This window comes from Psychroflexus planctonicus (genome assembly GCF_014640195.1).
GTDB lineage: Bacteria > Bacteroidota > Bacteroidia > Flavobacteriales > Flavobacteriaceae > Psychroflexus > Psychroflexus planctonicus.
The window spans coordinates 62439-88945 of the sequence record NZ_BMGM01000010.1 but is presented as its reverse complement, the minus strand read 5'-3'; the positions used below and the strand labels follow the sequence as shown (position 1 = coordinate 88945).

Sequence of the window (26507 nt, the reverse complement as noted above, 5' to 3'; positions counted from 1 at the left end):
TTCACAAACACATGAATAATAAAAAAAACAACAATAAAAAAACCAATAAAAAAGGCTTCACAAGAAAGGAAGTTGCTCAGTCTAAAGTAGATCAGCAAGTTAAAAATCCAGAAGCTGGAATGCGCCTAAACAAATACATTTCTAATTCGGGAGTTTGCTCTCGTCGCGATGCCGATATTTATATACAAGCTGGAAATGTAACTGTAAACGGCAAAGTGGTTAATGAAATGGGTTACAAAGTAAAATTAGACGATGAAGTAAAATTTGACGGTCGCCGCATCAACCCAGAACCCAAAGCTTATGTTTTATTGAATAAACCCAAAGGATTTTACGTAACGGGTAGTTACGAAAAATCGAACAAAACAGTGATGGATTTAGTGCACAACGCAACTCAAGCCAGAATTGCTCCAGTAGGGAAATTAGAAACTTCTGCCACAGGTTTACTGCTTTTTACCAACGATGGGACGCTATCTCAAAAATTAAGCAATGCCAAAAAAGGAGTAAAGCAGATTTATCAAATTGAGTTAAATAGACCTTTTAGACAAGAAGATTTAGACATTATTGCTGAAGGTCCATTTGTTGAAGGCAAAAAAGTAATTATCGAAGAAATTGCCTTTGTAGATAATAAACCGCCAAACATAGTAGGTTTGGAATTAAGAAGTCAGCGTTCGCACATTGTGCAACGAATCTTTAAAAAATTTGATTACGAAATTATTAAACTAGACCGCGTGGTTTATGCTAATTTAGACAAGAAAAACTTGCCAAGAGGACATTACAGACATTTAACTAAACAAGAAATAATTAACTTAGGAATGTTTTAATTGAAAACATCAAAAATGAAAGTGTATCTTTTTAAATACAAAATTGTAAATATAGGTTTTCTTTTGGTTTGCCTTTGTTTTTTGTTCAGCTTACACACCACTGCGCAAGAAATTACAAAAGCAAAGAAAATTAACGATAGTATTATTGGTGAAGTGTTTTTTCAATATTATTTAAACAATCAAGATACAATTTACAATGGCAACTTCGAGTTTAACTCTACCCAAAAAGTAAAAGACCAAGAAGATGTAGTTTCGTATAATTATGTAGGCAAATACCAAGAAAACCAAAAAACAGGTAAATGGGTTTTCAGTAAAAAAGAACTTACTCCCCAAAAGAAATTCAAAGAGAAGAATTACAAAGTCACTTTTTCTACTTCAGGAAGCGAATTCAAAATAAACGGAAACTTTAAAGATGGTTTAGCCGATGGCGATTGGCAAGTGGTCAATCAAAAATTTGAATCGTCTAATCCAACAGATACGCTTTACAGTATTTCTTCAAAATTTAAGAATGCTAAAATGGTAGCGCATTTTAGTGCAGCATCCAATCGGGTAAACATCGATGGTAATTTTACTGAAGATGGACTTCTAGATGGAAACTGGGAAATTATTCACCGTTTAGATAACAAGAAGTTGGTTGAAATAAGAAGCTATGAAGATGGAATTTTTAAGTCTCATTATTTCTTAATCAACGATGAAAAATACCATATTGAACATGTTGGCTTAGATATTATTGTTGAAGAAAACGAAAATTGGGTAGACATAGAAATTAAAGACGATTATTTTAAAATTCTAGAGCTCACTAATTTTGGTTTTAAAGAAGAAGCCAATAAAGATGTTGTAGAAGATATAAAAGCCACTACTCAGAAATCTAATCAGTTTTTGAAAAACGCTTTGTTGTCCTTTGGTTATTACAACGAGTTCGAAGTATGGAACAGTTTAAAAGGAAATCAAGCCATACAATTTGGTAAATTTAAAGTAAGAAAATACACTTACACTAAAAATGAGAAAGAGCAGCTAGCCAAGCTTAAAGATCAATCTTTACAAATTAAAGAAAGCTTAGCCAATTTCTTTTCTAACTCACAAATTGAAATTGGTAAACTCAATTTTGAAACTTTAAACAAGTATGAATCTATTTTAAAGCAATACCAAAAAGCCTATCCGGAGTTAGATAAAATAGTAAATAAGCTAACTCAACCCGCTTTTGAATATGTAGACCGCGAAGCACTATTACCTAAGTTTAATTTAGAGATCAATTTCAATTCACAATTAAATTATACTTACCAAGAAGAGCAGATTACAGAAAAACACAGATTTCCTGAAATACCAGAGCAGAACAATTTAAGCATTCCAACCTTAGCCAAACTTGTAGGGAACTGGCATAAAGATGTTGTTGAAATTGAAGAAGAAGTAGAACGTATTTTAGAAGATTTATCTAAACAAGAAGCACTGAATGAAGACGAAGAAGAATTAGTTGCTAGAAAAACGGAACTCATAGCACTGTATTCTAATGAAGATGAAAAAGATAATTACAATGAGTTTCATGAAGATGTAGCAGAAGGAGTTATACAATACACCAATCAAGTGTTTGAAAATTATGTAAAACTTCCAGTAGACCAGAAAAAAGATGAAATTCAATCTACTTTAACTTGCATTGAAAAATTATTAAATACCTACACAGAATTAGCAGATATACCAAGAAAACTCGATAGGTTAGATGATGTTTATACCAGAACTTCATTTAATCCGTACCTAATGGTAGACATGTCTGAACGCATTAAAGAACGTATTTACAAAGCTTTTGAAGACTATCTTTTTCCTGAATTAATGAAAGAAATTAAACAAGATATAGATTGTGATGAATTTCCAAAGCATTTGAATGATTTAGAAAGATTATATAATAGAATGGTAGAATTAAGCGACCAAGATACTTCTGACATAGAAAAAGAGTTAAGACGAGTTCGAGATGCTGATGAAATAAAACAAATTCTTCTTAAGTAAACCAAGATTAGAATGCTCGAAAAAATTAATGTTTTTACTTTTTGTTGCCTACTAGGTCTACTTTGCCTTGTTTCTAATTCTCTTACAGCTCAAGGAATTGGAGAAATGGAAACAGCCTTGATGGGAGACCAAAAGTCAGATGCTTCAGTAGTTAGAGAAGCTCAAACACAAACTTGGTTTAATTCTTATGGAACATTTAGGCTAACCGATAAATGGTATTGGCATGGAGAGTTACACTACCGAAGAAATGAATCTAATAAGACGTTATTCTTTGGCGAAATGGCTCAGGTTTATAATAGACATGGTATAAAATATATTCCCACTAAAAACTTTAGCGCAACCGCAGGAGGTGTTTTGCGTTTAGATTTTAACCCAAATGCAGAAGAAGGCTTTAATAGCATGATACTCGAACCGCGTATCTGGCACGAATACATTTGGACCATGCCTTATGAGCGCTTTAGAATTTACCACAGAATTAGAATTGAACACCGCTGGAAAAAAGGATTTGAAAAAGGAGATGAATATGTTTTCGGAAATCGATGGCGTTATAAATTCTTAATGAAAATTCCATTGAATAAACCTAAACTTCAGCCTGGTGCATTTTATTTTAGTCCAGATGTAGAATTAATCATGCAAACAGGAAGTAAAATTACAGACAACCCATTGGAAGATTTAAGGATTTTTCCCACCTTTGCTTATATTGCTAATCCAAGAGTAACTTATTCTGCTGGATTAATGTACACAACAGGTCAAACTAGTCAGGCAGGTTATATTTATAGAGAACGCTTTATCGTGAAATTTAATGTATACATAAATCTAGATTTCAGAAAGTTTGACGATAAAATTCCCGAAACAAGTTTTTACGATTAATGATGATGAATACAAGTTCTAAAAAAAGAAAAAACATTTACAAAGTTCTGTTTTTTATAATCTTAGCTGGCTTTGTAGGAGTGAGTATGATTTTTATTACTTCAAAAAATAAAAATACAAAGCCTTCTGATGAAATTCTTGAAATTAAACAAGAACTAAAAAGTATTAACCAGAACAACCAAACCTTACTTGCCATTCTTGCTGCAGACGATTTGTTAATTTCAAGAACAAATCCACAAAAAGCTTTAGAACAATACCAAGCCATTTTTGATGATGCAGAAGGACAACTACAAAACTCCATTTCGTCTAGAATAAAATATACACAAGAAATTATCAATTCGGAAGAAGATGATGAAATCACTAAAATAAATTTACGCAGTCAATTGGCTAATCAACAAGATGAAATTGATTCCATAACTAGGTATGTAGATAGTTTAAAGCGAAGTGAATTGGTTCAAAATACACTTAAGACCAAACAAATAGACAGTCTTCAACAAAATTTAACTCAGCAGAAAAAAGAACTTGCCCGAAATCAAGCAAAACAAGTGATTAGCTTTTCAAATGAAAATGGAAACTTAATTCACTATCTCGGCGAAGTGAAAAGCGGAAAAGCTAACGGCGGAGGAATTGGTATTTGGAATACAGGTTCAATTTACAAAGGCGAATGGAAAGATAATATGCGCCACGGAAAAGGCGAATTTAAATGGGCTGATGGTCAAGTTTATGAAGGCGAATTTAAAAACGATATGCGGTCAGGCAAAGGAACCTATTACTGGCCTAGCGGCGAAAAATACGTAGGTGAATTTGCTAATAACCGAATGAACGGAAAAGGAACTTTGTTTGACCCAGATGGAAACAAAGAATATGAAGGGGAGTGGAAAAATGACAAACCCAAACAGTAAACAAACATCTTCTTCAATTCAAAATCCTAAAAACTTTATAATGATTTAATACTTTCGTTTGCAAAGTTTAAAACTGAATAATTAACTTTGTTAGCGAACTATAAAAGAATGAATACAAAATACATCGACTTAATTAGTCAGACTTACGATTTTCCACAAGAAGAATTTCAACTTAAAGAAGATCAACTTACATTCCACGATATCAACTTAATGCAATTGGTTGAAAAATATGGAGCTCCTTTAAAATTCACCTACTTACCTAAGATTTCAGATAATATTCAACGTGCCAAAAAATGGTTTGCAGAAGCTATTAAAAAACACGACTACAACGGAAAATATCATTATTGCTATTGTACCAAATCTTCGCATTTTAAACATGTTTTAGATGAAGCTTTACAAAATGATATTCATATTGAAACTTCTTCAGCTTTCGATATAGATATTGTAAGGCATTTAAAGAAAACAGGAAAATTATCTAACGATAATTATGTAATCTGTAATGGCTTTAAAAGAGATCAATACGTTAAAAATATAGCTGAATTAATCAATCAGGGACACCAAAAATGCATCCCGATTATAGATAATTACGAAGAGCTAAATCTGCTAACCAATGCGGTTGAAAAAAGCTTCCAAATCGGAATTCGCATAGCATCAGAAGAAGAACCCAAATTTGAATTTTATACTTCAAGATTAGGAATTGGCTATAAAAATATTGTTCCATTTTACGAAGAGCAAATCAAAAACAATGAGCAAGTAGAATTAAAAATGCTTCACTTTTTCATTAATACAGGCATTCGAGATAATGCGTATTATTGGAACGAACTGCAAAAGTGTTTACGCGTTTACACACGTCTTAAAAAAATCTGTCCTAGTTTAGATAGCTTAAATATCGGTGGCGGTTTTCCCATTAAAAATTCGTTGTATTTTACTTACGATTATGAATACATGATAGATGAAGTAGTTAATCAAATTAAATTAACTTGTGAGGAAGAAGGTGTTCCTGTTCCGCATATTTTTACAGAATTTGGAAGCTTTACCGTAGGCGAAAGTGGCGGCGCTATTTATGAAGTTTTATATCAAAAACAACAAAACGACAGAGAAAAATGGAATATGATCAATTCGTCTTTCATTACTACACTGCCAGACTCTTGGGCTATTAGCAAACGTTTTATCATGTTGGCTATTAACAAATGGTCAGAACGCTACGAACGGGTTTTATTGGGCGGTTTAACCTGCGATAGTGACGATTATTATAATTCGGAACAACACATGAACGCCATTTATTTACCCAAATACGAAAAAGAAAAACCCTTGTATATCGGGTTTTTCAATACAGGTGCATACCAAGAAACCATTGGTGGTTACGGTGGATTGCAGCATTGTTTAATACCTGCACCCAAACATATTTTAATACAAAAAGACAAAAAAGGAAATATTACAACAGAACTATTTAAAGAACAACAAACAAGTGAAGCATTTTTAAAAATTTTAGGTTATCATGAAAGCTAAAACCAATTACGCCGGCATACCCGATAAGTATGCACGTTTAGATGATGCACAAGTGGTGCTAATTCCTGTTCCTTACGATGGAACAAGCTCTTGGGGAAAAGGAGCAGATAAAGGCCCAGATGCTTTTCTGCACGCATCAGAAAACATGGAGTTGTACGACATAGAAACCAAGTCTGAAGTCTATAAAAAAGGAGTGTACTTAGCTCCAGCAGTTTCAGAAAATTCTTCTCCAGAGAAGATGGTAGAAACCGTGCATAAAACCATTAAGAACTATCTGCTGCAAGACAAATTTGTTACCTTGTTTGGTGGAGAACATTCCATTTCCATTGGAAGTATCCGTGCGTTCAACGAACATTTTGAAGACTTAACCGTTGTTCAAATTGATGCACATGCAGACTTGCGACCAAGTTACGAAGGTTCTGCTTGTAACCATGCTTGCGCAGTTCATGAAGCCAGTAAAAATACCAACTTGATTCAAGTAGGAATTCGCTCGATGGATAGTAGCGAAGTAGAACACATGGATGAAGGAAGAACTTATTTTGCACATGATTTGTACGATGATTGGATGGATGATGCTATTGGACAAATGACGCCAAATGTATTTATAACCATAGATTTAGATGCTTTTGATCCTTCCATTTTACCATCTACAGGAACACCTGAACCCGGTGGATTGTTTTGGTATGAAACTTTGGATTTCTTGAAAATGATTTTCAAAAAGAAAAACGTAGTCGGTTTTGATATTGTAGAACTTTGCCCAAATGAAAACGAAAAATCATCTGATTTTTTAGCTGCGAAGTTGTATTATAAAATGTTGAGCTATAAGTTTTATACCGATCGAATTTTAACGGATGAAGAAGATTAAAAATGTAATTATCAATTCAACACTTTGCGCCTTGGCGACTTTGCGAGAACAAAAATCAAGCTTTTCGGTAAGTTTATTATCATTTCGTTATATTTGATAAATTCTAACTTTAGAATTATGATACAAATTAAATATCCTAAATACTTAGCCAATACATTGAAATTAAATGCAAAAGATTTTGAGCTGGAAATGAAAGTAAGTTCATTGGTCAAACTTTATGAATTGGGTAAAATTTCTTCTGGTGTAGCTGCTAAAGTTTTAAATATTTCAAGAGTTGAATTTTTGGAATTGCTATCAAAATATAAGGTTTCCATTTTTGAGACGTACAATGAAGATGATTTAAGTGAAGATATTGTGAATGCTTAAAGTAGTTTCAAATACAACTCCAATAATATCTTTTCTAAAATTAAATCGTCTTGATTTATTAAAGGATCTATATAACCAAATTTATATTCCCCACGCAGTTTATCAAGAAATAGAAGCAGGCAAAACTAAAGAATACTACAAAGATTTAGCTAAAATAAGTTGGGTAAATATTGTTGAAATAAATGATGAACATGCCATAAAGTATTTTTTAGATCTTGATTTAGGAGAAGCAGAAGCAATTGTTTTAGCTACAGAATTAAAAGCAGATTTGATTATCATCGATGAGAAACTAGGTCGTTTTCATGCAAAGCATGCTAATTTAAAACTTACAGGAACTATTGGAGTTTTATTAAAAGCAAAAACTAAGGGGCTGATTGCCGAATTAAAACCTTTATTGAATCAATTAACAAATAATAAGGTTTGGATAAGTGAAAGCCTAAAAAATGTAATTTTGCGAAAGGCTGGAGAATTATAAACTATATATTAACTTCATAGTTAATCTTTTTGCGACTTAGCGACCCTGTCTGGCCATTAGGCAGATTGGCGAGAAAACAAAAATTAAAATCAAAACCATGAGTAAACCCATTTCAGAATTCATTGAAAAATATTATTTACACTTCAACGCTGCAAGCTTAGTAGATGCTGCAAAAGGCTACGAAGCACAACTCAACCAAGGCAATAAAATGTTGGTTTCTTTAGCCGGTGCCATGAGTACAGCAGAACTCGGTAAAATTTTCGCCGAAATGATTCGCCAAGATAAAGTGCATATTGTTTCCTGTACAGGTGCAAACTTAGAAGAAGATGTAATGAACTTGGTTGCTCACAGCCACTACAAACGCGTTCCCGAATACCGTGATTTAACCCCACAAGACGAATGGAATTTGTTGGAAAAAGGCTTAAACCGAGTAACGGATACGTGTATTCCAGAAGAAGAAGCTTTTAGAAGAATTCAAAAACACATTGTGAAAATTTGGAAAGATGCAGAAGCTAAAGGTGAACGTTTTTTTCCGCATGAATTCGTTTACAAACTTTTGCTTTCTGGTGCCTTAGAAGAACACTACGAAATAGATTTAAAAGATTCATGGATGTACGCTGCAGCCGAAAAAAACCTTCCTATTGTTGTGCCTGGTTGGGAAGATTCTACTTTAGGAAACATCTTTGCGAGTTACGTACTTAAAGGAGAATTGAAAGCTTCTACCATGAAATCAGGGATAGAATACATGACCTTTTTAGCCGATTGGTATACAGAAAACACAAAAACCAACGATAACGGAATTGGTTTCTTTCAAATAGGCGGAGGTATTGCGGGTGATTTCCCAATTTGTGTAGTGCCGATGTTGTACCAAGATATGGAACGAACCGACACACCGTTTTGGAGTTATTTCTGTCAAATTTCAGATTCAACCACCAGTTATGGGTCGTATTCTGGAGCTGTGCCAAACGAGAAAATTACCTGGGGGAAATTAGATATCAATACCCCAAAATTCATTATCGAAAGTGATGCTACGATTGTTGCACCGTTGGTATTTGCTTATTTGTTGGAGATGTAACCAGTTATTAGTTTAAGCATCACAATCATTCTCCTAAAATCGACTGTCTATCGCGGGTAAGAACATCGGTTTATACTCGTAAATGTCTACATGCGTTATGAACTTTTAAATCAGTGTAATTTCACTTACAATTAATAATCAAGGCTTGTAGTTTTTACTATGAGCTTTTTGTATTACATGATTTCAATTTAAAATACAGTAACCATCTAAATATGAAAAAGAACACCTATCTTATTTCACAAACATTGATAAATAAATATATAAATCGAATTCAGGTTTTCAACTTAACTTTTACAGGTTTTGTTGAATGTTTTGGATGGTGGTAGATATTGAAATCATACCATAAAACAATAAAAAACCCTGTCCTTAAATTTACGTATTTTTGAAGCATGGAAAACAAAATAGAACAAGTAGAGTTAAAGTATCTTTCATTAAACGATTTTGAAGATTTAAAAGAAGCTTTTGTAGAGATTTATGGTGATTCACCAGATGCATATTGGAAAAAAAGTGAACTAAGACAACTTATATCTAAATTTCCTGAAGGTCAAGTAGTAATTACGGTTAATGGCGATTTGGCGGGCTGTGCGTTCTCATTGATTGTAGACTACAACAAAATAGACAATAAACACACTTACGATGATGTGGCAGGCGATGCCAAATTTAAAATGCATACCAGCGATGGTGATATGCTTTATGGAATTGATATTTTTATTAAAAAAGAATACCGTGGATTGAAGCTAGGAAGACGTTTATACGATTACCGCAAGGAGTTATGCGAACAATTAAATCTTAAAGGAATTGTATTTGGTGGTCGCATACCCAACTACCATAAACATGCAACTGATTTAACTCCTAGACAATACATAAACAAAGTACGTTCTAGAGAAATTGACGACCATGTACTTAATTTTCAATTGGCAAATGACTTTAGACCCGTTCGAATTCTCTCTAATTATTTAGAAGGGGACACCGATTCCAAAGAGTATGCAGTCTTAATGCAATGGGATAATATATACTTTCAAAAAGACTCTGTAAAACCTTCTACCAATAAAACGGAAGTTAGATTGGGTCTAGTGCAGTGGCAAATGCGTTCGTATTCAGATTTAGATGAATTACTTCACCAAGTGGAGTATTTTGTGGAATCGCTTTCAGGTTACCGATCAGATTTTGCCTTATTTCCAGAATTCTTTAACGCGCCTTTAATGGCAAAATACAATCATTTAAGTGAACCGGAAGCCATTAGAGAGTTGGCCAAATTTACCCAACCCATTAAAGATAAAATGGCTGAACTTTCTATTGCGTATAACATTAATATTATTTCTGGAAGCATGCCAAAAGTTATTAACGATAAGTTGTACAATGTAGGTTATTTGTGTAAACGCGATGGTAGTGTTGAGCGTTTCGAGAAAATACATGTAACTCCAGATGAAGCCAAAGTTTGGGGAATGCAACGCGGTAGCCAACTAAAAACATTTGATACGGATTGTGGTAAAATAGGCATCTTAATTTGTTATGATGTAGAATTTCCTGAGCTATCAAGAATATTAGCCCTAGAAGGCATGAATATTTTGTTTGTTCCTTTTTTAACCGATACCCAAAACGGTTTTTCTAGAGTGAAACTTTGTGCACAAGCCCGAGCTGTAGAAAATGAATGTTACGTAGCTATTGCTGGAAGCGTAGGCAACTTACCTAAAGTACACAATATGGATATTCAGTACGCACAATCAGCTGTATTTACACCATCCGATTTTGCTTTTCCGAGCAATGGTGTAAAAGCTGAAACTACACCCAATACTGAAATGATTTTGATTGCTGATGTAAATTTAGACGACTTAACCGAACTGCATAATTTTGGAAGCGTACGAAATTTAAAAGACAGACGAGAAGACGTGTATACTTTGGAACGAAAAAAATAGAAATAAAACCGAACTCAGTCTATTTTAGGAATGTATATTTTATAGACTTTCTTTTTTGATAAAAGAAAGTTTATGAGAGAAAAATAATCTAAAGTAGAATTGGTATAAAACTGCTTAAAATTTAAGCTATTCTGCGTGTTCACAAGATTTGAATCTACTTACTGTCTAATTTACAGTAGTTTGAAAAAATTTTGTAATTTACACAACATTTAAATTTTATGGTGTATGAAAGCCTTTTACATTTATTTCGGTTTGAACTTATTTCTTTTTACTCTTTTCGTTAATGCCCAAAATCAGTGGAGCCAATATGATAATCAGCCTGTAAAAAAAGTAATATATTACAATACAGACCAAAGTTTAGATACTATCAATACATCAAAAACGGAACTTGTTTATTATCCCAACGGATTGTTGTCAAAATCTGTATTTGGAAATCCAAATTTTGAACAAACAAAGTATTATTTGTACGAAGATGATACACTTCAACAAATTATAACGAAATTTTCTGAACAGGGTGAAATAAGGAATTACGTCTTAGAGGAAGTTATAGAAAATCACAAAAGCATTTACCCAAAGTTGAGTAAAGTATATCAAGAATACGATTTTTTTGAAGATGAATCTTCAGGAGAGATTTCTACTGTAAATTATACCTACAATAAAAATGACTATTTAATTGAATCTATCAAGCACAACGAATCACAAGATAATCGTGATTATTTTGAGATATCTGAGATGCAATATAAAAAACGAAATATTCAGAATACGTTTTTTAAAGTATTTAGTGTAGATCAAAATACAAAAGATTCTGTGGTTGATTACCAAATGAAAAGTGACTTCAAAATACTGGATAAAGAGAAAATGGGACCTACTGCTTTTCAAATTATAAATAATCAGGATACGCTATACCAGAAAATAACTTATAGTTTGTATGACAAAAGCGAATTAAAAAAAACAGAAATTAATTACTTAAAATGGGAAGACTTATTAGTTTTTGATGTGAATGATTTGGCTTATATAGACTTATCTGATCAAGGCTTCAATTTACTTGTCCATCATTTTAATACATTAAATTTTGATCAAGCTAATGATTTGGAGACCATCAAAAAATGGGAACAAATTTTTGCAACTTACATAGATCAATTACTTGGAGATTCAAAACTGGATTCGGCTTTAGAAGCTAGCGAGCGGCTGCTTAAAAATCCTGAACATCTTCAATTTGAAAGCCTTTTTGCTTTAAATTCTGTTGGCTACGGTATTTCTTATGATAATAGCAACTGGGATAAAGCTAAATTTTTTACAAACCAATTAGTTCAGCTTCAGCTGGAACAAAATAATACCTATGGAGCTAAAATGTTACAAGCTAGGTTAGGAGAATTAGAAGTCCGACTCAATAACAACCCAAAAGCACAAGAAATTCTGAAGGAACTTTTGGAATACAAAAAAGAACTTAAAAAAAACACTACAGATTTGTCTGGCTACATTGAAATAAGTTATGATGAACTTGAGTACCAAGTTAAGTACAACGATTTTGCCTTTCAAGTTGCTAGCTTATATAATTTATTAGGAAACAAAGAACAAGCAAAACAAATTTTGCAAGACAATTTATCCGACTTTGCAAGATTAGAAGAAGCGGGCTATCCAGCAGATTTTTACTATAAAGTTAGAGACAAAAACAACGCATTATTAGATGAATTAAATTGATGATAGCATGAAGTGTAAATTTTTAATATTCAGTTTTGTAACCATGTTTTTTGCTAATCAGTTGTTAGCTCAGCCAAATGATAATTTAAAAGGTTTGCAACGTACATTAAGAGCAGACAGTATAGTGCAAGATTCATTCAATGGCGATGGTGTTTTTATTGCGCGCTCAAAGAAGACTCAAAAATGGGGAATGTTCCAGGGTTTTGGCGAAGGTAAACCACAACAACTCGTTCCTTTTAAGTATGACAGTTTAGGTTTTTTTGATCAAAGCCCAAATTTTACCATTGTAAAAAAAAACCAGAAATATGGTTTGATTTTAAGTCCATGGAGTAATGATGGGTCGCTAGAAAGTATTCGATGCACTTATGATAAATTAGCCATTATTGAATCTGATTATTCTTGGAGCATTATGATAGCAGCTCAAAAAAATGGAAAATGGGGTTATATTCATGAAGAAACTGGAGCTACTTTAATACCTTTTCAATTTACTACTATAGCCGATTTGCCAGACCCAGATCAAGAATTTTATACATCGCCAATTGAAGCATTTTCACCTGAGATGATGGCTATTTTTAATCGACCAGATACCATAACTCAATTGGATTTATCGTATAAAGAATTATCTTTTGTGCCCAAACCTATTCGACAATGTACTAAACTCACTTTTCTGAATTTAGAAGGAAACCAACTGAAAACCATTCCTAAAGAAGTTGGGGAACTCAAAAACCTAACTAACTTATATATAGGATTTAATCCCAAATTATTGGGTGGTTACAACCAAGTTGAAGCCCTTGGTTTTATTCAGGATTTACCCAAATTAGAACATTTAATATTAGGGAACAGTAGTTATAATAAAAGCCCAAGAAAATTAAGCTATTGCGAAATAAATTTACCAAAAGACTTTAAGTTTCCAAATACATTAAAGAGTTTAAGTATAGGTTGTGGATTTTCAGAATTCCCTGAATCGATCTATCAACTTCCTAACTTAAATAAATTAAATCTTACCACTGCTTTTCCTAATCAAACACTAGACTTTCGTTTTGAAGATTTAGCTTCCAAGTCTTCTTTAGAAATCATGCATTTAAGTATGTTAAGTTCATTAGAAAGCTTTAATGATCACATTTCTAATTATCCAAACCTAAAGAAATTGATTTTAAAACTAACAAAGCCAGAAGGAAAGATTGATGAAATTAAAAGCCTGAAAAAACTGAATGATTTATACATTGCCATACATCAAAAGGTTTCTGAAGAAAGTAATTATTACAAAATTATCACCATAGCAGATTACTCCATGCACAAATACCGAAGTGATGACCCAATAACCGAAAATCAGCTGAAAGAAACCCTCACGGAATACAATGCTTATTTAGAAGAAAATTAGCAATGGAATTGAAGCTATTTCTGATTTTAATTATGCTGAAAATTCAATTTTTGAAATAAAATCATTGATGTTTTCTTCCTTAGAAATAGCCAACTTCTTTTTAAGTCGATATTTATGTTGGTTGACCGATTTAGGTGAAACATTTAGAAAATTTGCAATTTGTTTTGTGGAATGTTTTTGCCGAATTAAGGCGCAATATAAAATATCTTGCTCGGTTAAATTTGGATTGATTTCATTAAGGCGTTGCATAAAATTAGGCGAAATAGATTCGAATAATTCCTTTAAACTATTGTTTTGCTGAGAAATAATTTTATTGGTTTGAAGTTTCTTCAACAATAGGCTTGCATCGTTTATTTTTTCATCTTTTAAAGCTAAAAAAGCTTCATTTAATAAGTTAACACTGGATTGTTTTTCAAGTTGAGCTGCTTCAATTTCATTTTGTTTTTGTTGCAATTGTAATTGAAGTAATTCTTTTCCTTTCAACTCATTATCAAAAGCCAATTTCAGTATTTTTTCATTTTGTTCTTTACGTAGAATCAATTCTTCTTTTAACTTTTGTTCGGCTTTTAATTTATTATGTTCAGTTTCATTGAGTTGAATTTTAGTGAGCATGATTTGCTTTTGTTTTCGCTTGTAGAAATAATAAAAAATAAGGCTAATTACAGCGAAACAAATTAAAATACTTAAAAGTCTATTTTGGTAAGATTGCTTCTGATTTAATAGGTTTAAATTGGCTAACTCTTGTTCTTTTGTGTAGTTGCTTAAATACAGTTTTACATTTTGTTGGGTAAAAAAGTATTGCAAACCAAAGTAAAAACAGCAGATGAAGCGATTGATTTACATCAATTGGAAGCAGGAGTTTATCTTGTAAAAGTAGAAAGTGAAGAAACTAGCTTCTCTCAAAAAATGATTAAAAAGTAAACAGACGAAAAGTAGAATATTCAACATACAACAAATAGTTTTTAGTGTAGCAATGTTATTATTAATTAGCATCAATACCCAAACGCAAAGCTTAGAAGATGCTTTAGGTTTTTCGGAAACGGTAAACGATGTCCCCGAAGAACCTATTCATTTTTCAATTCCATTAGCTTTGTTCATCGGAGCTTATCTTGGAATCAAAAAAATAAAAGACAATTAGCAGCGGATTAACTAACCCAATGTGAAAAGCAGCACTTTTTAGGAGTGCTGCTTTTTTTTACTCTAGAAGTTTTTAAACATAGTAAATGAAAAGGAAAATAGTTTAAGAACAGTATTCAACAGAGTTGGATTTTCATCAAAATCAGTTCTATTTTTCATTATTTTTAGTTGAAAATTTTAGTATTTTCTAGAATCGTCTATTTTTACCCTTTCTAATACAATCAATTCATGGAAATTTATGACGTAGCAGTTATAGGTAGTGGGCCTTCTGGAGCAAGTGCTGCATTTCAATTGGCAAAAAAAGGCTTAAAAGTCATTATAATCGAAAAAGAAAACTTACCCCGATACAAAACTTGTGGTGGAGGCTTTGTTTTTAGAGGAAGAAGAAATATGCCATTTGATGTTTCAACAGCAGTAGAACGCGAATTTTTTGATGTAGACATCCGTTTCGACGCCAAAAAATTTGCTTTAAATACCATCCGTAAAAGCCCGATTATTAGCATGATTATGCGCGATGAATTTGATTATCTTATCGTGCAAAAGGCAGAAGAACTTGGAGTTGAAGTTTTACAAGGTGAAAAATTAATTTCATTAGATTTTCAAAGTGAATACACCACTTTAACTACAACTAACCAACAAATTCAGGCTAAATTCATTATCGCTGCCGACGGCGCTTTAAGTGCAACCGCTAAACTAGCAGGCTGGCAAGAAACCAGAATGATGTGTCCTGCACTAGAATATGAAATAAAAGTTCCCGATGAAGACTTTGAACGTCTTTCTAAATCAGCAAGATTTGATATTGACGTTGTTCCATACGGATATGGCTGGAGTTTTCCGAAGAAAAATCATCTTTCGGTAGGAGTAGGGAATTTTACCAAATCCAATAAAAAAATCAATTTAAAAGAAAACTATAAAGAATATTTAAAGATGCTAAGCATTGAAACCGTTTTAGAAGAACAAGCCCATGGCTTTATTATTCCTATCTCGCCACGAAAAGATGGCTTTGTAAAACACAATGTTTTTTTAATTGGTGATGCTGCGGGTTTTGCAGACCCTTTAACTGCAGAAGGAATTTCCAACGCCATCTACAGCGGAAAATTAGCTGCAGAAGCCATTGCTGAAAGTGATTTAAATCTTGTTGAAGCAGAAAAACTATACAACGAAAAACTAAATCATAAATTAATTCCCGAATTGGAATTAGGCGTTAAACTAGCTGCTTTGTTTTACGAAAATAAAACTTTACGCAATTTATTGTTGAAGAAATTTGGTCAACGTGCAGCAGAATATATGACTGACATCTTTATGGGCGATCGCACGTATCCACACGACTTTAAAGAGAAAGTGAAACAGAAATTGAAAGTTTCTCTTTTCTAAATTACTTACTTGGAAAAAAACTCTACTTCAAACTTATTGAAACAAATCAAAAAAAAGTGCTGAGTAATTTACCCAGCACTTTTTTTGATTTTAAAAGCTTCAAAAAGAAAACCTATTGTAGTGTTATTAAAATTTCAATTTATTGAATTAATCCAATTGGTCAGGATTGTAACCGGTATAATCTTTTTCAGTTTCTTTAAATTGAATATCAAAATCTTCGAGCTCTTTTAAAATAGGCTCGTAAATTTCTGGGTAAATAGGACGTAAAACACCTGTCTTGGTTATTTCTTTATTCAGGATTTTTAAGCATGCAATTCCTACAGGAATTCCAACCGTTTTTGCCATGGCAGTATATTTTTGGTCTTCGCCAATACTAACCATAGTAGAGTCTATTTGCTTTTTCTCTCCGTTGAGTTCGTATCCAAATTTATGATACATGACTATCATATCTTTGTCGTCAGCTCCTAGCGTCCATTTTTCTTCTAATATTTTTTGAAGCGCTTGTGCTGGAGTTGCATTTTTAAGCCCAATTTTTTTGTTGGCATTAAAAATGTCCAGTTCTAAAAGTTTATCCCAAATTAAATCGTCTTGATCAATTTTTAAGCTGTGGCGAAGTTTCAACTCTACCGAATCATGTGGAGAATAAGGTAAAAACGAATTTACAAATCCGCGGTAGCTCATGTTCTCAGTATTTTGCATTTGGTAAGTATCGTCTGTCATTCCCAATTGAACAAACACATTCCAAGCTTTGCTAAAACCAACTCGACGCAAAGTACCTCGATACAAAGTTGGGATTTTTTCCAATCCATAAACTTCCCGATATGCTAAAGAATTTCGGTTAGCTAAACCCTCAAAACGTCCATATCCAGGCACCGTTAAAAATTCCGTTCTTCTAAACAAACGCTGATACGGAATATACTTATATTTTCCTTCCTGAATAAATTCAGCAGCGCTACCTTGTCCAGCAACCACTACATTTCTTGGGTTCCAAGTAAATTTATAATTCCACAAATTGTCATCGCTTTCTGGAGCCACTAAACCGCCTGTAAACGATTCAAATAAAAGCATTTTTCCACCATTGTTTCGGATTCGGTCTATTACTTGCATTGCACTCATGTGGTCAATACCTGGGTCTACACCAATTTCATTCATAAAAGTGAGCTTACTCTCTTTAACTTTATGATCTAAAGCTTGCATTTCGTTAGAAACATAAGAAGCAGTAACCATGTTTTTGCCAAATTTTAAACAGTCTTTAGCCGCTTCAATATGAAAACGAGCAGGCAGCATGGAAATTACAATATCTGCATTTTGAATAGCAGCTTGGCGCTGTTTATCATCAAAAACATCCAATTGAAAAGCTTCACAAGTATCAAAATCAGCAGCCATTTTTTGTGCCGATTCCAATTGAACATCACCTATTTTTATGTGTAAATTTTCAGTTGAAGCTTTTTCAGCTAAAAATCGAATTAAAGATGAAGTGGATTTTCCTGCGCCAATAATTAATATATTTCTCATAAAATGAAAATTATTTTTAGAATTTATTAAATTTGTTTACTACGAAAGTAGGAAATTTAAAAATTCCTTAAACATGGATAGGCAAAGAAAATTTTTAATACTAGGTAGTATTTTTGGTGTTACAGCGGTTATTTTAGGCGCTTTTGGCGCTCATGCTTTAAAAGAAATGCTTAGTGCAGAAGCACTTGCTAGTTTTGAAACAGGAGTAAAGTACCAAATGTATCATGCTTTATTACTTTTGTTTTTAGGAGTCGAAAAAAGAATACAACCTAAGGCAAAAAATGCTATTTATTATCTGTTGCTTGTTGGAATCATCTTTTTTTCATTTTCTATTTATCTTTTAGCGACAAATAACTACACCAATTTCGATTTTAAAAGTATTGCTTTCATCACACCAATCGGTGGAACACTCATAATTATTGCGTGGTTTGTAATGCTTTTCAGTTTTTTTAAAAAGAACAAAAATAAAGTTTCAGATTAGTGCATCTGTTTCATAAAAGTCTTTAAATTTGTTTGCCATATAATAGATAACTATTTCTTATGGATTTAAAATCTAAATTAACGAAAACGTTTTCGTTAGAAAAAGAATTTGGGATTAAAAATGCTGTTGCGCATTATCAATTAAGCCCAGAAGAACTTCACAAAATTACAGTTGAAAAAGGTCAAGGCGTAGAAGTAGATTCTGGCGCATTGGCTATAAATACTGGTAAATTCACTGGAAGAGCTCCTAATGATCGTTTTATAGTAAAAGACGAAATTACCGCTGAAGATGTTTGGTGGGGTAAAGTTAATATGCCATTTGATAGTGATAAATTTGATGCACTATACAATAAAGTGGTTAACTACCTAAGCGGAAAGGAATTGTACGTTCGCGATGCTTATGTTTGTGCAGACCAAAATTATCGGACTAATATTCGCGTTGTAAATGAATATCCTTGGAGCAATTTATTTTGCTACAATATGTTTCTTCGACCAAATGAAGCTGAATTGGAAAATTTTACAGCCGATTGGAAAATTGTAAATGCGCCAGATTTTCAAGCTGTTCCAGAAGTAGATGGAACACGTTCAAAAAATTTCGCCATCCTTAACTTTAAACGCAAAATTGCATTAATCGGTGGCACCGGTTATACTGGTGAAATGAAAAAGGGAATTTTTTCTGCATTAAACTTCATTTTACCAACACAAAAAAACACCTTACCCATGCATTGTTCTGCCAACGTGGGTGAAGAAGGAGATACCGCTATTTTCTTCGGATTGTCAGGAACTGGAAAAACAACCTTATCTGCAGACCCAAGTCGGAAACTAATCGGTGATGATGAGCACGGTTGGACTAAAGAAAATACAGTTTTTAATTTTGAAGGAGGTTGTTACGCAAAAGTAATAGACTTAACAGAAGAAAGTGAACCCGACATTTTTAGAGCTATTAAAAAAGGAGCTATATTAGAAAATGTAGGTATAGATGAAAATGCTAAAGTAGATTTTGAAGACGATAGCATTACTCAAAATACAAGAGTAAGTTATCCAATAGAGCATATTGATAATGTGCAGCCTGATTTGGTTGGAGAGAACCCAAAAAATATTTTCTTTTTAACAGCAGATGCTTTTGGTGTATTGCCTCCAATTTCTAAGTTAACCCCGGGTCAAGCTGCTTATCACTTTATAAGCGGATACACAGCAAAAGTGGCAGGAACTGAAGCAGGAATTAACGAGCCTGTGCCTAGTTTTTCGGCTTGTTTTGGTGCGCCATTTATGCCGCTACACCCAACGCGTTATGCAGAAATGCTAAGCGATAAAATGAGAGAAGCAGGCGTAAACGTATGGTTAATTAACACGGGTTGGACTGGCGGACCTTATGGAACAGGAAACCGTATGAAGTTAAAGTATACGCGCGCTATGATTGCAGAAGCTTTACAAGGCAATTTGAGTACAGTTGAGTTTGAAGAACACGAAATCTTTGGCTTACACATGCCTAAGACTTGTCCTAATGTGCCAGCAGATGTGTTGAATCCTAGAAACACATGGAAAGATAAAGATGCTTATGATGCAAAAGCGAAACAACTAGCCAAATCTTTTAAAGATAATTTTGAAAAATTTGAAGAGTATGCTAATCCAGAAATCATGGCTGGTGCACCTAAATTTGAATAGTTTTTTAGTTTAGTTTTTTTAAGTTTATACATTATAAAGCGGCTGTAAAAGGCCGTTTTTATTTTGACCTTATTTAAGTAGAAAAAATTACTTTTGTTTTTATGACAGATCCCAAACAGATTTACCAAAACCGTATAGCTGAATTCAAAAACAGCAAGAAAAAAGTTCAAAAAAAATTATTGATATTCAGTTTGTTACGCTTGTTTGTTTTTGCTTTAGTAGTTTATGGAGCATATCAATTTTGGGGAGATTTTCGGGTGGTAGCACTTATTTTATTTGTTGGGATAGCTGTTTTTGTTGCATTAATTCACCTGTTTTCCAATTTTAAATATCAAAATAAAAAGTTAGAAGCTTTACTTGATATTAATGAAACAGAATTCAAAACTAGCCGTTCAAATTTCAGTTTTTTCCCAGATGGAGAAAAATATCAAAACGATCAACATGCTTTTAGTCAGGATACAGATTTATTTGGTCATAAATCATTTTTTCAATACTTGAATCGCACCCAACTTCCAGAAGGCGAAAAATGTTTAGCAAATAAACTACAGGAAAATCATATTGAAGCCATTGTTGAAAAACAAGAACTAATAAAAGAAATTGCTGAGAAAATTGATTTTCGACAAGACTTTGCTGCCCACGCAAAATTGATGCAAACAGATGAAAAAACAGACAAAATTCTTTCGTGGTTAACCAATTACAAGAAATTTGTACCGCAATTCATGTCTTGGATTCCGTATGTGTTTAGTGGTCTTTCTGTAGTAGTAATTGTCCTTTTTTATATTGAGATTTTAAGTGGGAGTCAATTTTTACTTTGGTTTTTTATAGGGATTGGCATTTCGGGTATTTTTCTAAAAAAAGTAAATGCCTTGTCTCAATTTGCAGGAAAAGCCCAAAGTGTTTTTCAGCAATATGCAAAATTGCTTGATTTAATCGAACAAACTGAGTTCACATCTATAAATGGAAAAGAAATTCAATCTACAATTAGCCAAGACCAAATTCAATTTTCTGCTTATTTGAAGAAATTTTCTAAACATATTGATAATTTAGAACAAAGAAATAATATGTTGTTAGGTGTTGTTTTTAATGGATTTTTGTTGTGGGATTTACAGCAATCTTATAAAATTGAAAACTGGATCAAGCAACATTATTTAAAAGTAAAAAGCACCTTTGATGTCATAGCAGAATTCGATGCTTTATCCAGTTTAGGGAATTTCAGTTTTAACCACCAAAATTATGTTTTTCCAACAATTGATGAGCAAGCCAAAACACAATTGCATGTGGAAGCAGCTATTCATCCTTTATTGGAAACAGAAACTGCAGTTGCAAACAATTTAAGTTTACAAACAGAAAACTTCGTGATTTTAACGGGGGCAAATATGGCAGGTAAAAGTACTTTTTTAAGAACACTTGCCTTGCAAATTATCATGGCAAATATAGGTTTGCCAGTGCGTGCTAAAAAATGTATTTACCGCCCTATCAAGTTAATTACCAGTATGCGTACCACAGATTCATTAGCAGATGAGTCTTCTTATTTTTATGCAGAGTTAACCCGTTTAAAACAAATTGTAGACACTTTAGAAAACGAAAATTACTTTGTTATTTTAGATGAAATTTTAAAAGGCACCAACTCTACAGACAAAGCCATTGGAGCGCAAAAGTTTGTGAAACGACTGCTCAGAGAAAAAGCAGTTGGTATTATTGCAACCCATGATTTAAGCTTATGTACTTTGGCCGATGAATTTTCTACTATTGAAAATTACTATTTTGACGCAGAAATCATCAACGACGAATTGCATTTTGATTACCGAATAAAAGAAGGGGTTTGTAAAAACATGAATGCTTCCTTTTTATTAGAAAAAATGGGCTTGGTTTAGAATGCTAAACCAAATTGACTACATAATTATACAGTTTTTCTTTGAACTAGAAGTAGCGTAAACAAAATATGTTTTATTCATAAATAAAAAACACCCCAAGACAATAAATATTGTTTGGGGTGTTGTTCTGTACTCAAGGCGGGAATCGAACCCGCACTCCCGAAAGAACTGGATTTTGAATCCAGCGCGTCTACCAGTTCCGCCACTTGAGCAATTAAGTTTGCAAATTTACAACTTATCTCTAAATTGTAGCAATTTTTCTTTACCTATTCCAGATTTCCAGTATTTTTCTCTTTTTCTAGCTGATTTTCTGTCTGGATGTACTTCTGTATATATTATTTTAAAAGGTAAATAAGGTCTTGTTGTTTTTTCTCTTCCAGCATTGTGTCTTTCAAGTCTATTTTCTAAGTTGGATGTGAGCCCAACGTAAATATAATTTCTTTTCAGACTATATATTGCGTAAACAGTAAACATAATTTTGATGAGAACATTTCAGTTAGCGCGCCTGCCTGTCGAAGATAGGGCTGCCTGTCATAGAAAGGTCTACTAGTTCCGCCCTGCCTAACGGCAGGCAGGCACTTGAGCAATTTTATAAATCTACAACTTATCTCTAAATTGTCGCAATTTTTGTTTCCAAAAATTCAATAAAAGAACTTGACAATTGCAGATGCAAAAGTAAATAAATTTATAGACCACGCACTAAATTCATTTAAAATAATCGATTTTACTTCCGATTAAATTTCTATTTTTGCAGCCAATTAAAACACAACAACACAACACATTAATTATGAATGATGTAGAAAAAGTCGCTAAGATTTTTGCTTGCTCCCAAAGCACAGAATTGGCTGAAGCTATTGCCGAACATTATGGGATGCCTTTGGGTAAAGTAATTACATCTCATTATAGCGATGGAGAATTTCAGCCATCATTTGAAGAATCTGTTAGAGGTTCGCGCGTTTTCATTATCGGCTCAACTTTTCCATCTTCAGACAATTTAATGGAAATGCTGCTGATGTTAGATGCAGCAAAGCGTTCTTCAGCTAGACACATTACTGCTGTTTTACCTTATTTTGGTTGGGCAAGACAAGACAGAAAAGATAAACCAAGAGTTCCAATTGCGGCAAAATTAGTAGCTAAAATGCTAGAAACCGCTGGTGCAACTCGTATTATTAGTATGGATTTACATGCTGATCAAATACAAGGTTTCTTTGAAAAACCAGTAGACCATCTATTTGCTTCAACTGTATTTTTACCTTATCTAAGAAACTTAGGATTAAACAACCTTACTATTGCTTCTCCAGATATGGGTGGTTCAAAACGTGCTTACGCATATTCAAAAGCATTAGAATCTGATGTGGTAATTTGTTACAAACAACGTGCTAAAGCCAACACCATTTCTCACATGGAATTAATTGGTGATGTAACGGGTAAAAACGTAGTATTAGTAGATGACTTAGTAGATACTGCTGGAACCTTAACACATGCGGCCAATTTAATGATTGAACGCGGGGCTAAAAGTGTAAGAGCAATTTGTACACACCCTGTTTTATCAGGCAATGCATATCAAAAAATAAAAGATTCAAAGTTGGAAGAACTTATAGTAACCGATAGTATTCCACTGAAAGAAAAGAGTGAAAAAATACGCGTGGTGAGTTGTGCTGAATTATTTGCAGACGTAATGAAAGCAGTACACTACAACAAGTCAATTAGCTCTAAGTTTTTAATGTAAATTCATTGCATTAAATTATTTTTAATTCAGTCTTTTCTATGAGATATTGTGTATACTTTTTTTTGTTAACTGTATTTTTTGCACAATCTCAAGACGGAGTTGTAGATGTTAATTGGGGAGACTTACCTTTTAATGAATTAAATTTTAAGGGTCCAAATGGCAATGTTTCAGGATCTTTAGATAACAATAGAGTTTATGCCATAGCAGAACAGACTGATGGGAAACTTATAATTGGGGGAGGTTTTTTCAATTATAACACAACGGTTAGTCCAAAAATAGTTCGCACTTTTGCAGATGGAAGCATAGATAACAGCTTTCAATCGCCACTCTTAGATGTTTACTTTACTTCAGTTAGAAATATTATTTTACTACAAGATGGTAGAATACTCATTACTGGACAATTTGAATATGATTGCGGATTATCATCAGCTTGCCTAAGTAGCGCTATGGTACTAAACAGTGATGGAAGCATCAATAGAGATATTACTGAAATTACATCTAACTTAGTTTATGATAGTCATCTGCTTCCTGATGGAAAAATTTTAATAGCAGGTAGCGTTTATAATCAGCTAGGAATATCAAACAGGGGAATTACTAGAATTAATAATGATGGAACTTTAGACACTACATTTGAGTCTTATCCGAGTTCTAATTTAGTAACATTTGGAGATTCAGATATAAGAGATATTGATCTACAAAGTGATGGTAAAATTATAGTTGCAGGTAATTTTAATTTCTACAATGGAACTTCTGTTGAAAATGTTATTAGACTTTTGCCGGATGGAACTTTAGATACTTCATTTAGCGCACCAGATTTTGATGATGATGTTTACTGCGTTTCTGTATTAACAGATGATTCAATTTACGTAGGTGGACCTTTTGATGAAATTGATAGCAATACACAACGCTTCTTGGCTAAGCTTAGCCAAAATGGAACCTTAGACACTTCTTTTCAGCCAGAAATAACATCAGGTTATCGGGAAATAGATGATATTCAGCTATTGCCCAATGGAAAATTAATTATAGCTGGGAATTTTACTTCTGTTGAGTTTGAGCCTTCAGAATATATAGCTCGATTAAATGCTGATGGTTCACTAGATACATCTTATTTTTCTGGACTCGCTCCAGATAAAAGAGTAAGAGAGATTTTTCTTAGAAGTAACGGCAAATTAATATTTGGTGGCGATTTTAATTCTTATCAAAAATCCGGTAGAAACTATATTGCACAGACCAATGCAGATGGTATTTTAGATGCTAGTTTTAATCCTGGTTTTGGGGCAAACAAGATAGTAGAGAGACTCGTTGTTCAACCAGATGGTAAAATAATAGCTGTTGGCCAATTTCAGGAATTTAATAATTACACCCGATTTGGAATTGTTAGGCTGTTTCCTGATGGAACCGTTGATCCATCATTTGATGCTGGTTTAACATTTGCCTACAGAAGTGCAAGTGATGTAGTTGTACAAGATGATGGTAAATTAGTAGTAGCCAGTTCTTTCTTAAATTCAGAATTAGCAGATGTAAACACAACACCAGCAGTAGTAAGACTTAATGCAAACGGAACTTTAGACAATAGCTTTGCTAATGCTTTTGAAGATAATACTACGGTTACTAGCTTAGCTATTCAGGATGACGGAAAAATTATTACAAACAGAAGAACTCTTAATTTTAGTTATAGACTCAATACAGACGGTACAGAAGACTTAACTTTTGTTGGACCATCATTTATTGATATAAAAGGAATCGCCATTCAACCAGATGGCAAAATAATTTTTGTGGGTCAGTTTAGTAGCTATTTAGGAAATTCTAGTTCTGATATTGTGCGTTTAAATCCAGACGGCACCTATGATTCTTCTTTTGACATCGGGTCTGGCTCAAATAATTATTTGAGAACAGCTGTTGTAAAACCAAATGGAAAAATTTTAGTTGGCGGGAATGCAAGTAGCTTTAATGGTCAAAACAGAGGTAAAATAATTCAATTGAATACTGACGGTTCGGTTGATACAACTTTTGAAGATACCGATTTAATATCAGAAGTTTGGGACATCAAACTTACTCCTGATGATAAAATTCTAATAAGTGGCCGTATCTTTTCAATAGACGGACACGATACGGATGGTATTGCCAGATTATTAAGCGATGGTTCTATTGATACATCCTTTTCAATATCAGAAATAGATGATGACCGAATTGTATCTACAATGGTGGTCGATGAATTTGGCGACTTGATTTTTGGTGGGTATTTTACTAATGTTAATCAATTGCAACGCGGCTATATTTCAAGAGCCTTAAATAACGATTCAGATAATGATGGTGTTGGTCTTGAATTTGATGCTGATCCAAACGACCCTTTTATCTGTAGAGATTTGGATAACGACGGCTGTGATGACTGCTCGCAAACAGGACCTGACGGTTCGGGCGGAGATGTAAATAATGATGGCGATGATTTGGATGGCGATGGCATTTGTGATGAAGGAGATGATGATATAGATGGAGACGGATTTACAAACCAAGAAGAAATGGATTGTGGTAGTGATCCTTATGATGCTAGCGAAGATTGCGACACGCTAAATGTGAATAGATTTAAAAGCGAAGATTTTGAACTTTTTCCAAATCCAGCTCAAGAAAAAATCACTATAAAATATACTGAGTTAATTGAAAACATAGCAATTTTTGATTTAAAGGGACACACCTTATTTAAAAGTAAACCTTACAGTAAAGAAGTAACAATTAATACTCAAAGTATCAGTAATGGAATCTATTTTGTACAAATTAGAACTTCCAGAGTTGCAGGCACTAAAAAAATAATAGTTAAGCACTAGTATTTTATATAATATGCTTAATTTTGCAAACT

Annotated in this window: 23 protein-coding genes and 1 tRNA gene; 20 read left to right on the top strand and 4 right to left on the bottom strand. The window is 33.2% G+C overall.

What is annotated here, in order from left to right:
- The first annotated feature begins 11 nt into the window (after nt 1-11).
- The 12 genes from IEV72_RS11195 to IEV72_RS11140 all read left to right on the top strand — a co-directional run bounded on the left by IEV72_RS11195 (nt 12) and on the right by IEV72_RS11140 (nt 13879).
- Nucleotides 12-821, top strand: coding sequence for a pseudouridine synthase (locus IEV72_RS11195; protein ID WP_188459206.1), 810 nt, complete (start codon nt 12-14; stop codon nt 819-821).
- A gap of 15 nt (nt 822-836) precedes the next feature.
- On the top strand, nt 837-2819 hold the full coding sequence (locus IEV72_RS11190) for a hypothetical protein (RefSeq protein ID WP_188459205.1): 1983 nt from the start codon (nt 837-839) through the stop codon (nt 2817-2819).
- A 12-nt stretch (nt 2820-2831) separates the two neighbouring features.
- Nucleotides 2832-3689, top strand: coding sequence for a DUF2490 domain-containing protein (locus IEV72_RS11185; RefSeq protein ID WP_188459204.1), 858 nt, complete (start codon nt 2832-2834; stop codon nt 3687-3689).
- Nucleotides 3689-4591 carry an MORN repeat-containing protein gene (locus tag IEV72_RS11180; RefSeq protein ID WP_188459203.1) on the top strand — a complete coding sequence of 301 codons (903 nt, stop codon included), beginning with the start codon at nt 3689-3691 and terminating at the stop codon, nt 4589-4591. The genes IEV72_RS11185 and IEV72_RS11180 overlap by 1 nt, the downstream gene beginning before the upstream one ends.
- Nucleotides 4592-4699: 108 nt before the next feature.
- Nucleotides 4700-6100 carry an arginine decarboxylase gene (locus tag IEV72_RS11175; RefSeq protein ID WP_188459202.1) on the top strand — a complete coding sequence of 467 codons (1401 nt, stop codon included), beginning with the start codon at nt 4700-4702 and terminating at the stop codon, nt 6098-6100.
- The gene (gene speB / locus IEV72_RS11170; protein ID WP_188459201.1) at nt 6090-6965 is read left to right on the top strand and encodes an agmatinase; all 876 of its coding nucleotides are present in this window, start codon (nt 6090-6092) and stop codon (nt 6963-6965) included. The genes IEV72_RS11175 and speB overlap by 11 nt, the downstream gene beginning before the upstream one ends.
- Before the next feature lie 117 nt (nt 6966-7082).
- Complete coding sequence (locus IEV72_RS11165; protein WP_188459200.1) at nt 7083-7331, top strand: UPF0175 family protein; 249 nt, start codon at nt 7083-7085, stop codon at nt 7329-7331.
- Nucleotides 7324-7806 (top strand): PIN domain-containing protein, encoded by a 483-nt coding sequence (locus tag IEV72_RS11160; RefSeq protein ID WP_188459199.1) that lies wholly within the window; start codon nt 7324-7326, stop codon nt 7804-7806. Before IEV72_RS11165 ends, IEV72_RS11160 begins: the two co-directional genes overlap by 8 nt.
- A gap of 97 nt (nt 7807-7903) precedes the next feature.
- The gene (locus IEV72_RS11155; protein WP_188459198.1) at nt 7904-8881 is read left to right on the top strand and encodes a deoxyhypusine synthase family protein; all 978 of its coding nucleotides are present in this window, start codon (nt 7904-7906) and stop codon (nt 8879-8881) included.
- Nucleotides 8882-9270: 389 nt separating this feature from the next.
- Nucleotides 9271-10797 carry a carbon-nitrogen hydrolase family protein gene (locus IEV72_RS11150; protein WP_188459197.1) on the top strand — a complete coding sequence of 509 codons (1527 nt, stop codon included), beginning with the start codon at nt 9271-9273 and terminating at the stop codon, nt 10795-10797.
- Nucleotides 10798-11022: 225 nt separating this feature from the next.
- Nucleotides 11023-12498 carry a hypothetical protein gene (locus IEV72_RS11145; protein WP_188459196.1) on the top strand — a complete coding sequence of 492 codons (1476 nt, stop codon included), beginning with the start codon at nt 11023-11025 and terminating at the stop codon, nt 12496-12498.
- Between the two features lie 7 nt (nt 12499-12505).
- On the top strand, nt 12506-13879 hold the full coding sequence (locus IEV72_RS11140; protein WP_188459195.1) for a leucine-rich repeat domain-containing protein: 1374 nt from the start codon (nt 12506-12508) through the stop codon (nt 13877-13879).
- Nucleotides 13880-13909: 30 nt separating this feature from the next.
- Here the strand turns inward: IEV72_RS11140 and IEV72_RS11135 are convergent, their stop codons facing one another.
- Entirely contained in the window at nt 13910-14491 is a 582-nt protein-coding gene (locus tag IEV72_RS11135) for a helix-turn-helix transcriptional regulator (RefSeq protein WP_188459194.1), read from the bottom strand.
- A gap of 153 nt (nt 14492-14644) precedes the next feature.
- Between IEV72_RS11135 and IEV72_RS11130 the strand changes: the two genes are divergently transcribed.
- The 3 genes from IEV72_RS11130 (at nt 14645) to IEV72_RS11120 (ending at nt 16390) form a co-directional block, all read left to right on the top strand.
- Entirely contained in the window at nt 14645-14800 is a 156-nt protein-coding gene (locus tag IEV72_RS11130) for a T9SS type A sorting domain-containing protein (RefSeq protein WP_308420176.1), read from the top strand.
- A gap of 52 nt (nt 14801-14852) precedes the next feature.
- On the top strand, nt 14853-15017 hold the full coding sequence (locus tag IEV72_RS11125) for a hypothetical protein (protein WP_188459192.1): 165 nt from the start codon (nt 14853-14855) through the stop codon (nt 15015-15017).
- A gap of 227 nt (nt 15018-15244) precedes the next feature.
- Nucleotides 15245-16390, top strand: coding sequence for a geranylgeranyl reductase family protein (locus IEV72_RS11120; RefSeq protein ID WP_188459191.1), 1146 nt, complete (start codon nt 15245-15247; stop codon nt 16388-16390).
- 147 nt (nt 16391-16537) lie between these two features.
- On the opposite strand, the gene IEV72_RS11115 is transcribed toward IEV72_RS11120, so the two are convergent.
- The gene (locus IEV72_RS11115) at nt 16538-17905 is read right to left on the bottom strand and encodes a saccharopine dehydrogenase family protein (RefSeq protein WP_188459190.1); all 1368 of its coding nucleotides are present in this window, start codon (nt 17903-17905) and stop codon (nt 16538-16540) included.
- Nucleotides 17906-17978: 73 nt separating this feature from the next.
- On the opposite strand from IEV72_RS11115, the gene IEV72_RS11110 reads away from it, so the two are divergent.
- The 3 genes from IEV72_RS11110 to IEV72_RS11100 all read left to right on the top strand — a co-directional run bounded on the left by IEV72_RS11110 (nt 17979) and on the right by IEV72_RS11100 (nt 21924).
- Nucleotides 17979-18386 (top strand): DUF423 domain-containing protein, encoded by a 408-nt coding sequence (locus IEV72_RS11110; protein ID WP_188459189.1) that lies wholly within the window; start codon nt 17979-17981, stop codon nt 18384-18386.
- Between the two features lie 59 nt (nt 18387-18445).
- Nucleotides 18446-20050, top strand: a complete 1605-nt coding sequence (gene pckA / locus IEV72_RS11105) for a phosphoenolpyruvate carboxykinase (ATP) (RefSeq protein WP_188459188.1) — start codon at nt 18446-18448, stop codon at nt 20048-20050.
- Between the two features lie 101 nt (nt 20051-20151).
- Nucleotides 20152-21924, top strand: coding sequence for a MutS-related protein (locus IEV72_RS11100; protein ID WP_188459187.1), 1773 nt, complete (start codon nt 20152-20154; stop codon nt 21922-21924).
- 130 nt (nt 21925-22054) lie between these two features.
- On the opposite strand, the gene IEV72_RS11095 is transcribed toward IEV72_RS11100, so the two are convergent.
- Nucleotides 22055-22136: transfer RNA gene (locus IEV72_RS11095), tRNA-Leu, on the bottom strand.
- 16 nt (nt 22137-22152) lie between these two features.
- Complete coding sequence (locus IEV72_RS11090; RefSeq protein WP_188459186.1) at nt 22153-22398, bottom strand: GIY-YIG nuclease family protein; 246 nt, start codon at nt 22396-22398, stop codon at nt 22153-22155.
- Nucleotides 22399-22711: 313 nt separating this feature from the next.
- On the opposite strand from IEV72_RS11090, the gene IEV72_RS11085 reads away from it, so the two are divergent.
- Together IEV72_RS11085 and IEV72_RS11080 are read left to right on the top strand one after the other, a co-directional pair.
- Nucleotides 22712-23653: a ribose-phosphate pyrophosphokinase gene (locus tag IEV72_RS11085; protein ID WP_188459262.1), complete on the top strand. Its 942-nt coding sequence runs from the start codon at nt 22712-22714 to the stop codon at nt 23651-23653.
- 38 nt (nt 23654-23691) lie between these two features.
- Nucleotides 23692-26475, top strand: coding sequence for a delta-60 repeat domain-containing protein (locus IEV72_RS11080; RefSeq protein ID WP_188459185.1), 2784 nt, complete (start codon nt 23692-23694; stop codon nt 26473-26475).
- Nucleotides 26476-26507: the final 32 nt, after the last annotated feature.

Bases quoted from the DNA above. Each gene is read 5' to 3' on its own strand.
- IEV72_RS11195 (WP_188459206.1), top strand. From the start codon at position 12: ATGAATAATAAAAAAAACAACAATAAAAAAACCAATAAAAAAGGCTTC.
- IEV72_RS11190 (WP_188459205.1), top strand. From the start codon at position 837: ATGAAAGTGTATCTTTTTAAATACAAAATTGTAAATATAGGTTTTCTT.
- IEV72_RS11185 (WP_188459204.1), top strand. From the start codon at position 2,832: ATGCTCGAAAAAATTAATGTTTTTACTTTTTGTTGCCTACTAGGTCTA.
- IEV72_RS11180 (WP_188459203.1), top strand. From the start codon at position 3,689: ATGATGATGAATACAAGTTCTAAAAAAAGAAAAAACATTTACAAAGTT.
- IEV72_RS11175 (WP_188459202.1), top strand. From the start codon at position 4,700: ATGAATACAAAATACATCGACTTAATTAGTCAGACTTACGATTTTCCA.
- speB (WP_188459201.1), top strand. From the start codon at position 6,090: ATGAAAGCTAAAACCAATTACGCCGGCATACCCGATAAGTATGCACGT.
- IEV72_RS11165 (WP_188459200.1), top strand. From the start codon at position 7,083: ATGATACAAATTAAATATCCTAAATACTTAGCCAATACATTGAAATTA.
- IEV72_RS11160 (WP_188459199.1), top strand. From the start codon at position 7,324: ATGCTTAAAGTAGTTTCAAATACAACTCCAATAATATCTTTTCTAAAA.
- IEV72_RS11155 (WP_188459198.1), top strand. From the start codon at position 7,904: ATGAGTAAACCCATTTCAGAATTCATTGAAAAATATTATTTACACTTC.
- IEV72_RS11150 (WP_188459197.1), top strand. From the start codon at position 9,271: ATGGAAAACAAAATAGAACAAGTAGAGTTAAAGTATCTTTCATTAAAC.
- IEV72_RS11145 (WP_188459196.1), top strand. From the start codon at position 11,023: ATGAAAGCCTTTTACATTTATTTCGGTTTGAACTTATTTCTTTTTACT.
- IEV72_RS11140 (WP_188459195.1), top strand. From the start codon at position 12,506: ATGAAGTGTAAATTTTTAATATTCAGTTTTGTAACCATGTTTTTTGCT.
- IEV72_RS11135 (WP_188459194.1), bottom strand. From the start codon at position 14,491: ATGCTCACTAAAATTCAACTCAATGAAACTGAACATAATAAATTAAAA.
- IEV72_RS11125 (WP_188459192.1), top strand. From the start codon at position 14,853: ATGTTATTATTAATTAGCATCAATACCCAAACGCAAAGCTTAGAAGAT.
- IEV72_RS11120 (WP_188459191.1), top strand. From the start codon at position 15,245: ATGGAAATTTATGACGTAGCAGTTATAGGTAGTGGGCCTTCTGGAGCA.
- IEV72_RS11115 (WP_188459190.1), bottom strand. From the start codon at position 17,905: ATGAGAAATATATTAATTATTGGCGCAGGAAAATCCACTTCATCTTTA.
- IEV72_RS11110 (WP_188459189.1), top strand. From the start codon at position 17,979: ATGGATAGGCAAAGAAAATTTTTAATACTAGGTAGTATTTTTGGTGTT.
- pckA (WP_188459188.1), top strand. From the start codon at position 18,446: ATGGATTTAAAATCTAAATTAACGAAAACGTTTTCGTTAGAAAAAGAA.
- IEV72_RS11100 (WP_188459187.1), top strand. From the start codon at position 20,152: ATGACAGATCCCAAACAGATTTACCAAAACCGTATAGCTGAATTCAAA.
- IEV72_RS11090 (WP_188459186.1), bottom strand. From the start codon at position 22,398: ATGTTTACTGTTTACGCAATATATAGTCTGAAAAGAAATTATATTTAC.
- IEV72_RS11085 (WP_188459262.1), top strand. From the start codon at position 22,712: ATGAATGATGTAGAAAAAGTCGCTAAGATTTTTGCTTGCTCCCAAAGC.
- IEV72_RS11080 (WP_188459185.1), top strand. From the start codon at position 23,692: ATGAGATATTGTGTATACTTTTTTTTGTTAACTGTATTTTTTGCACAA.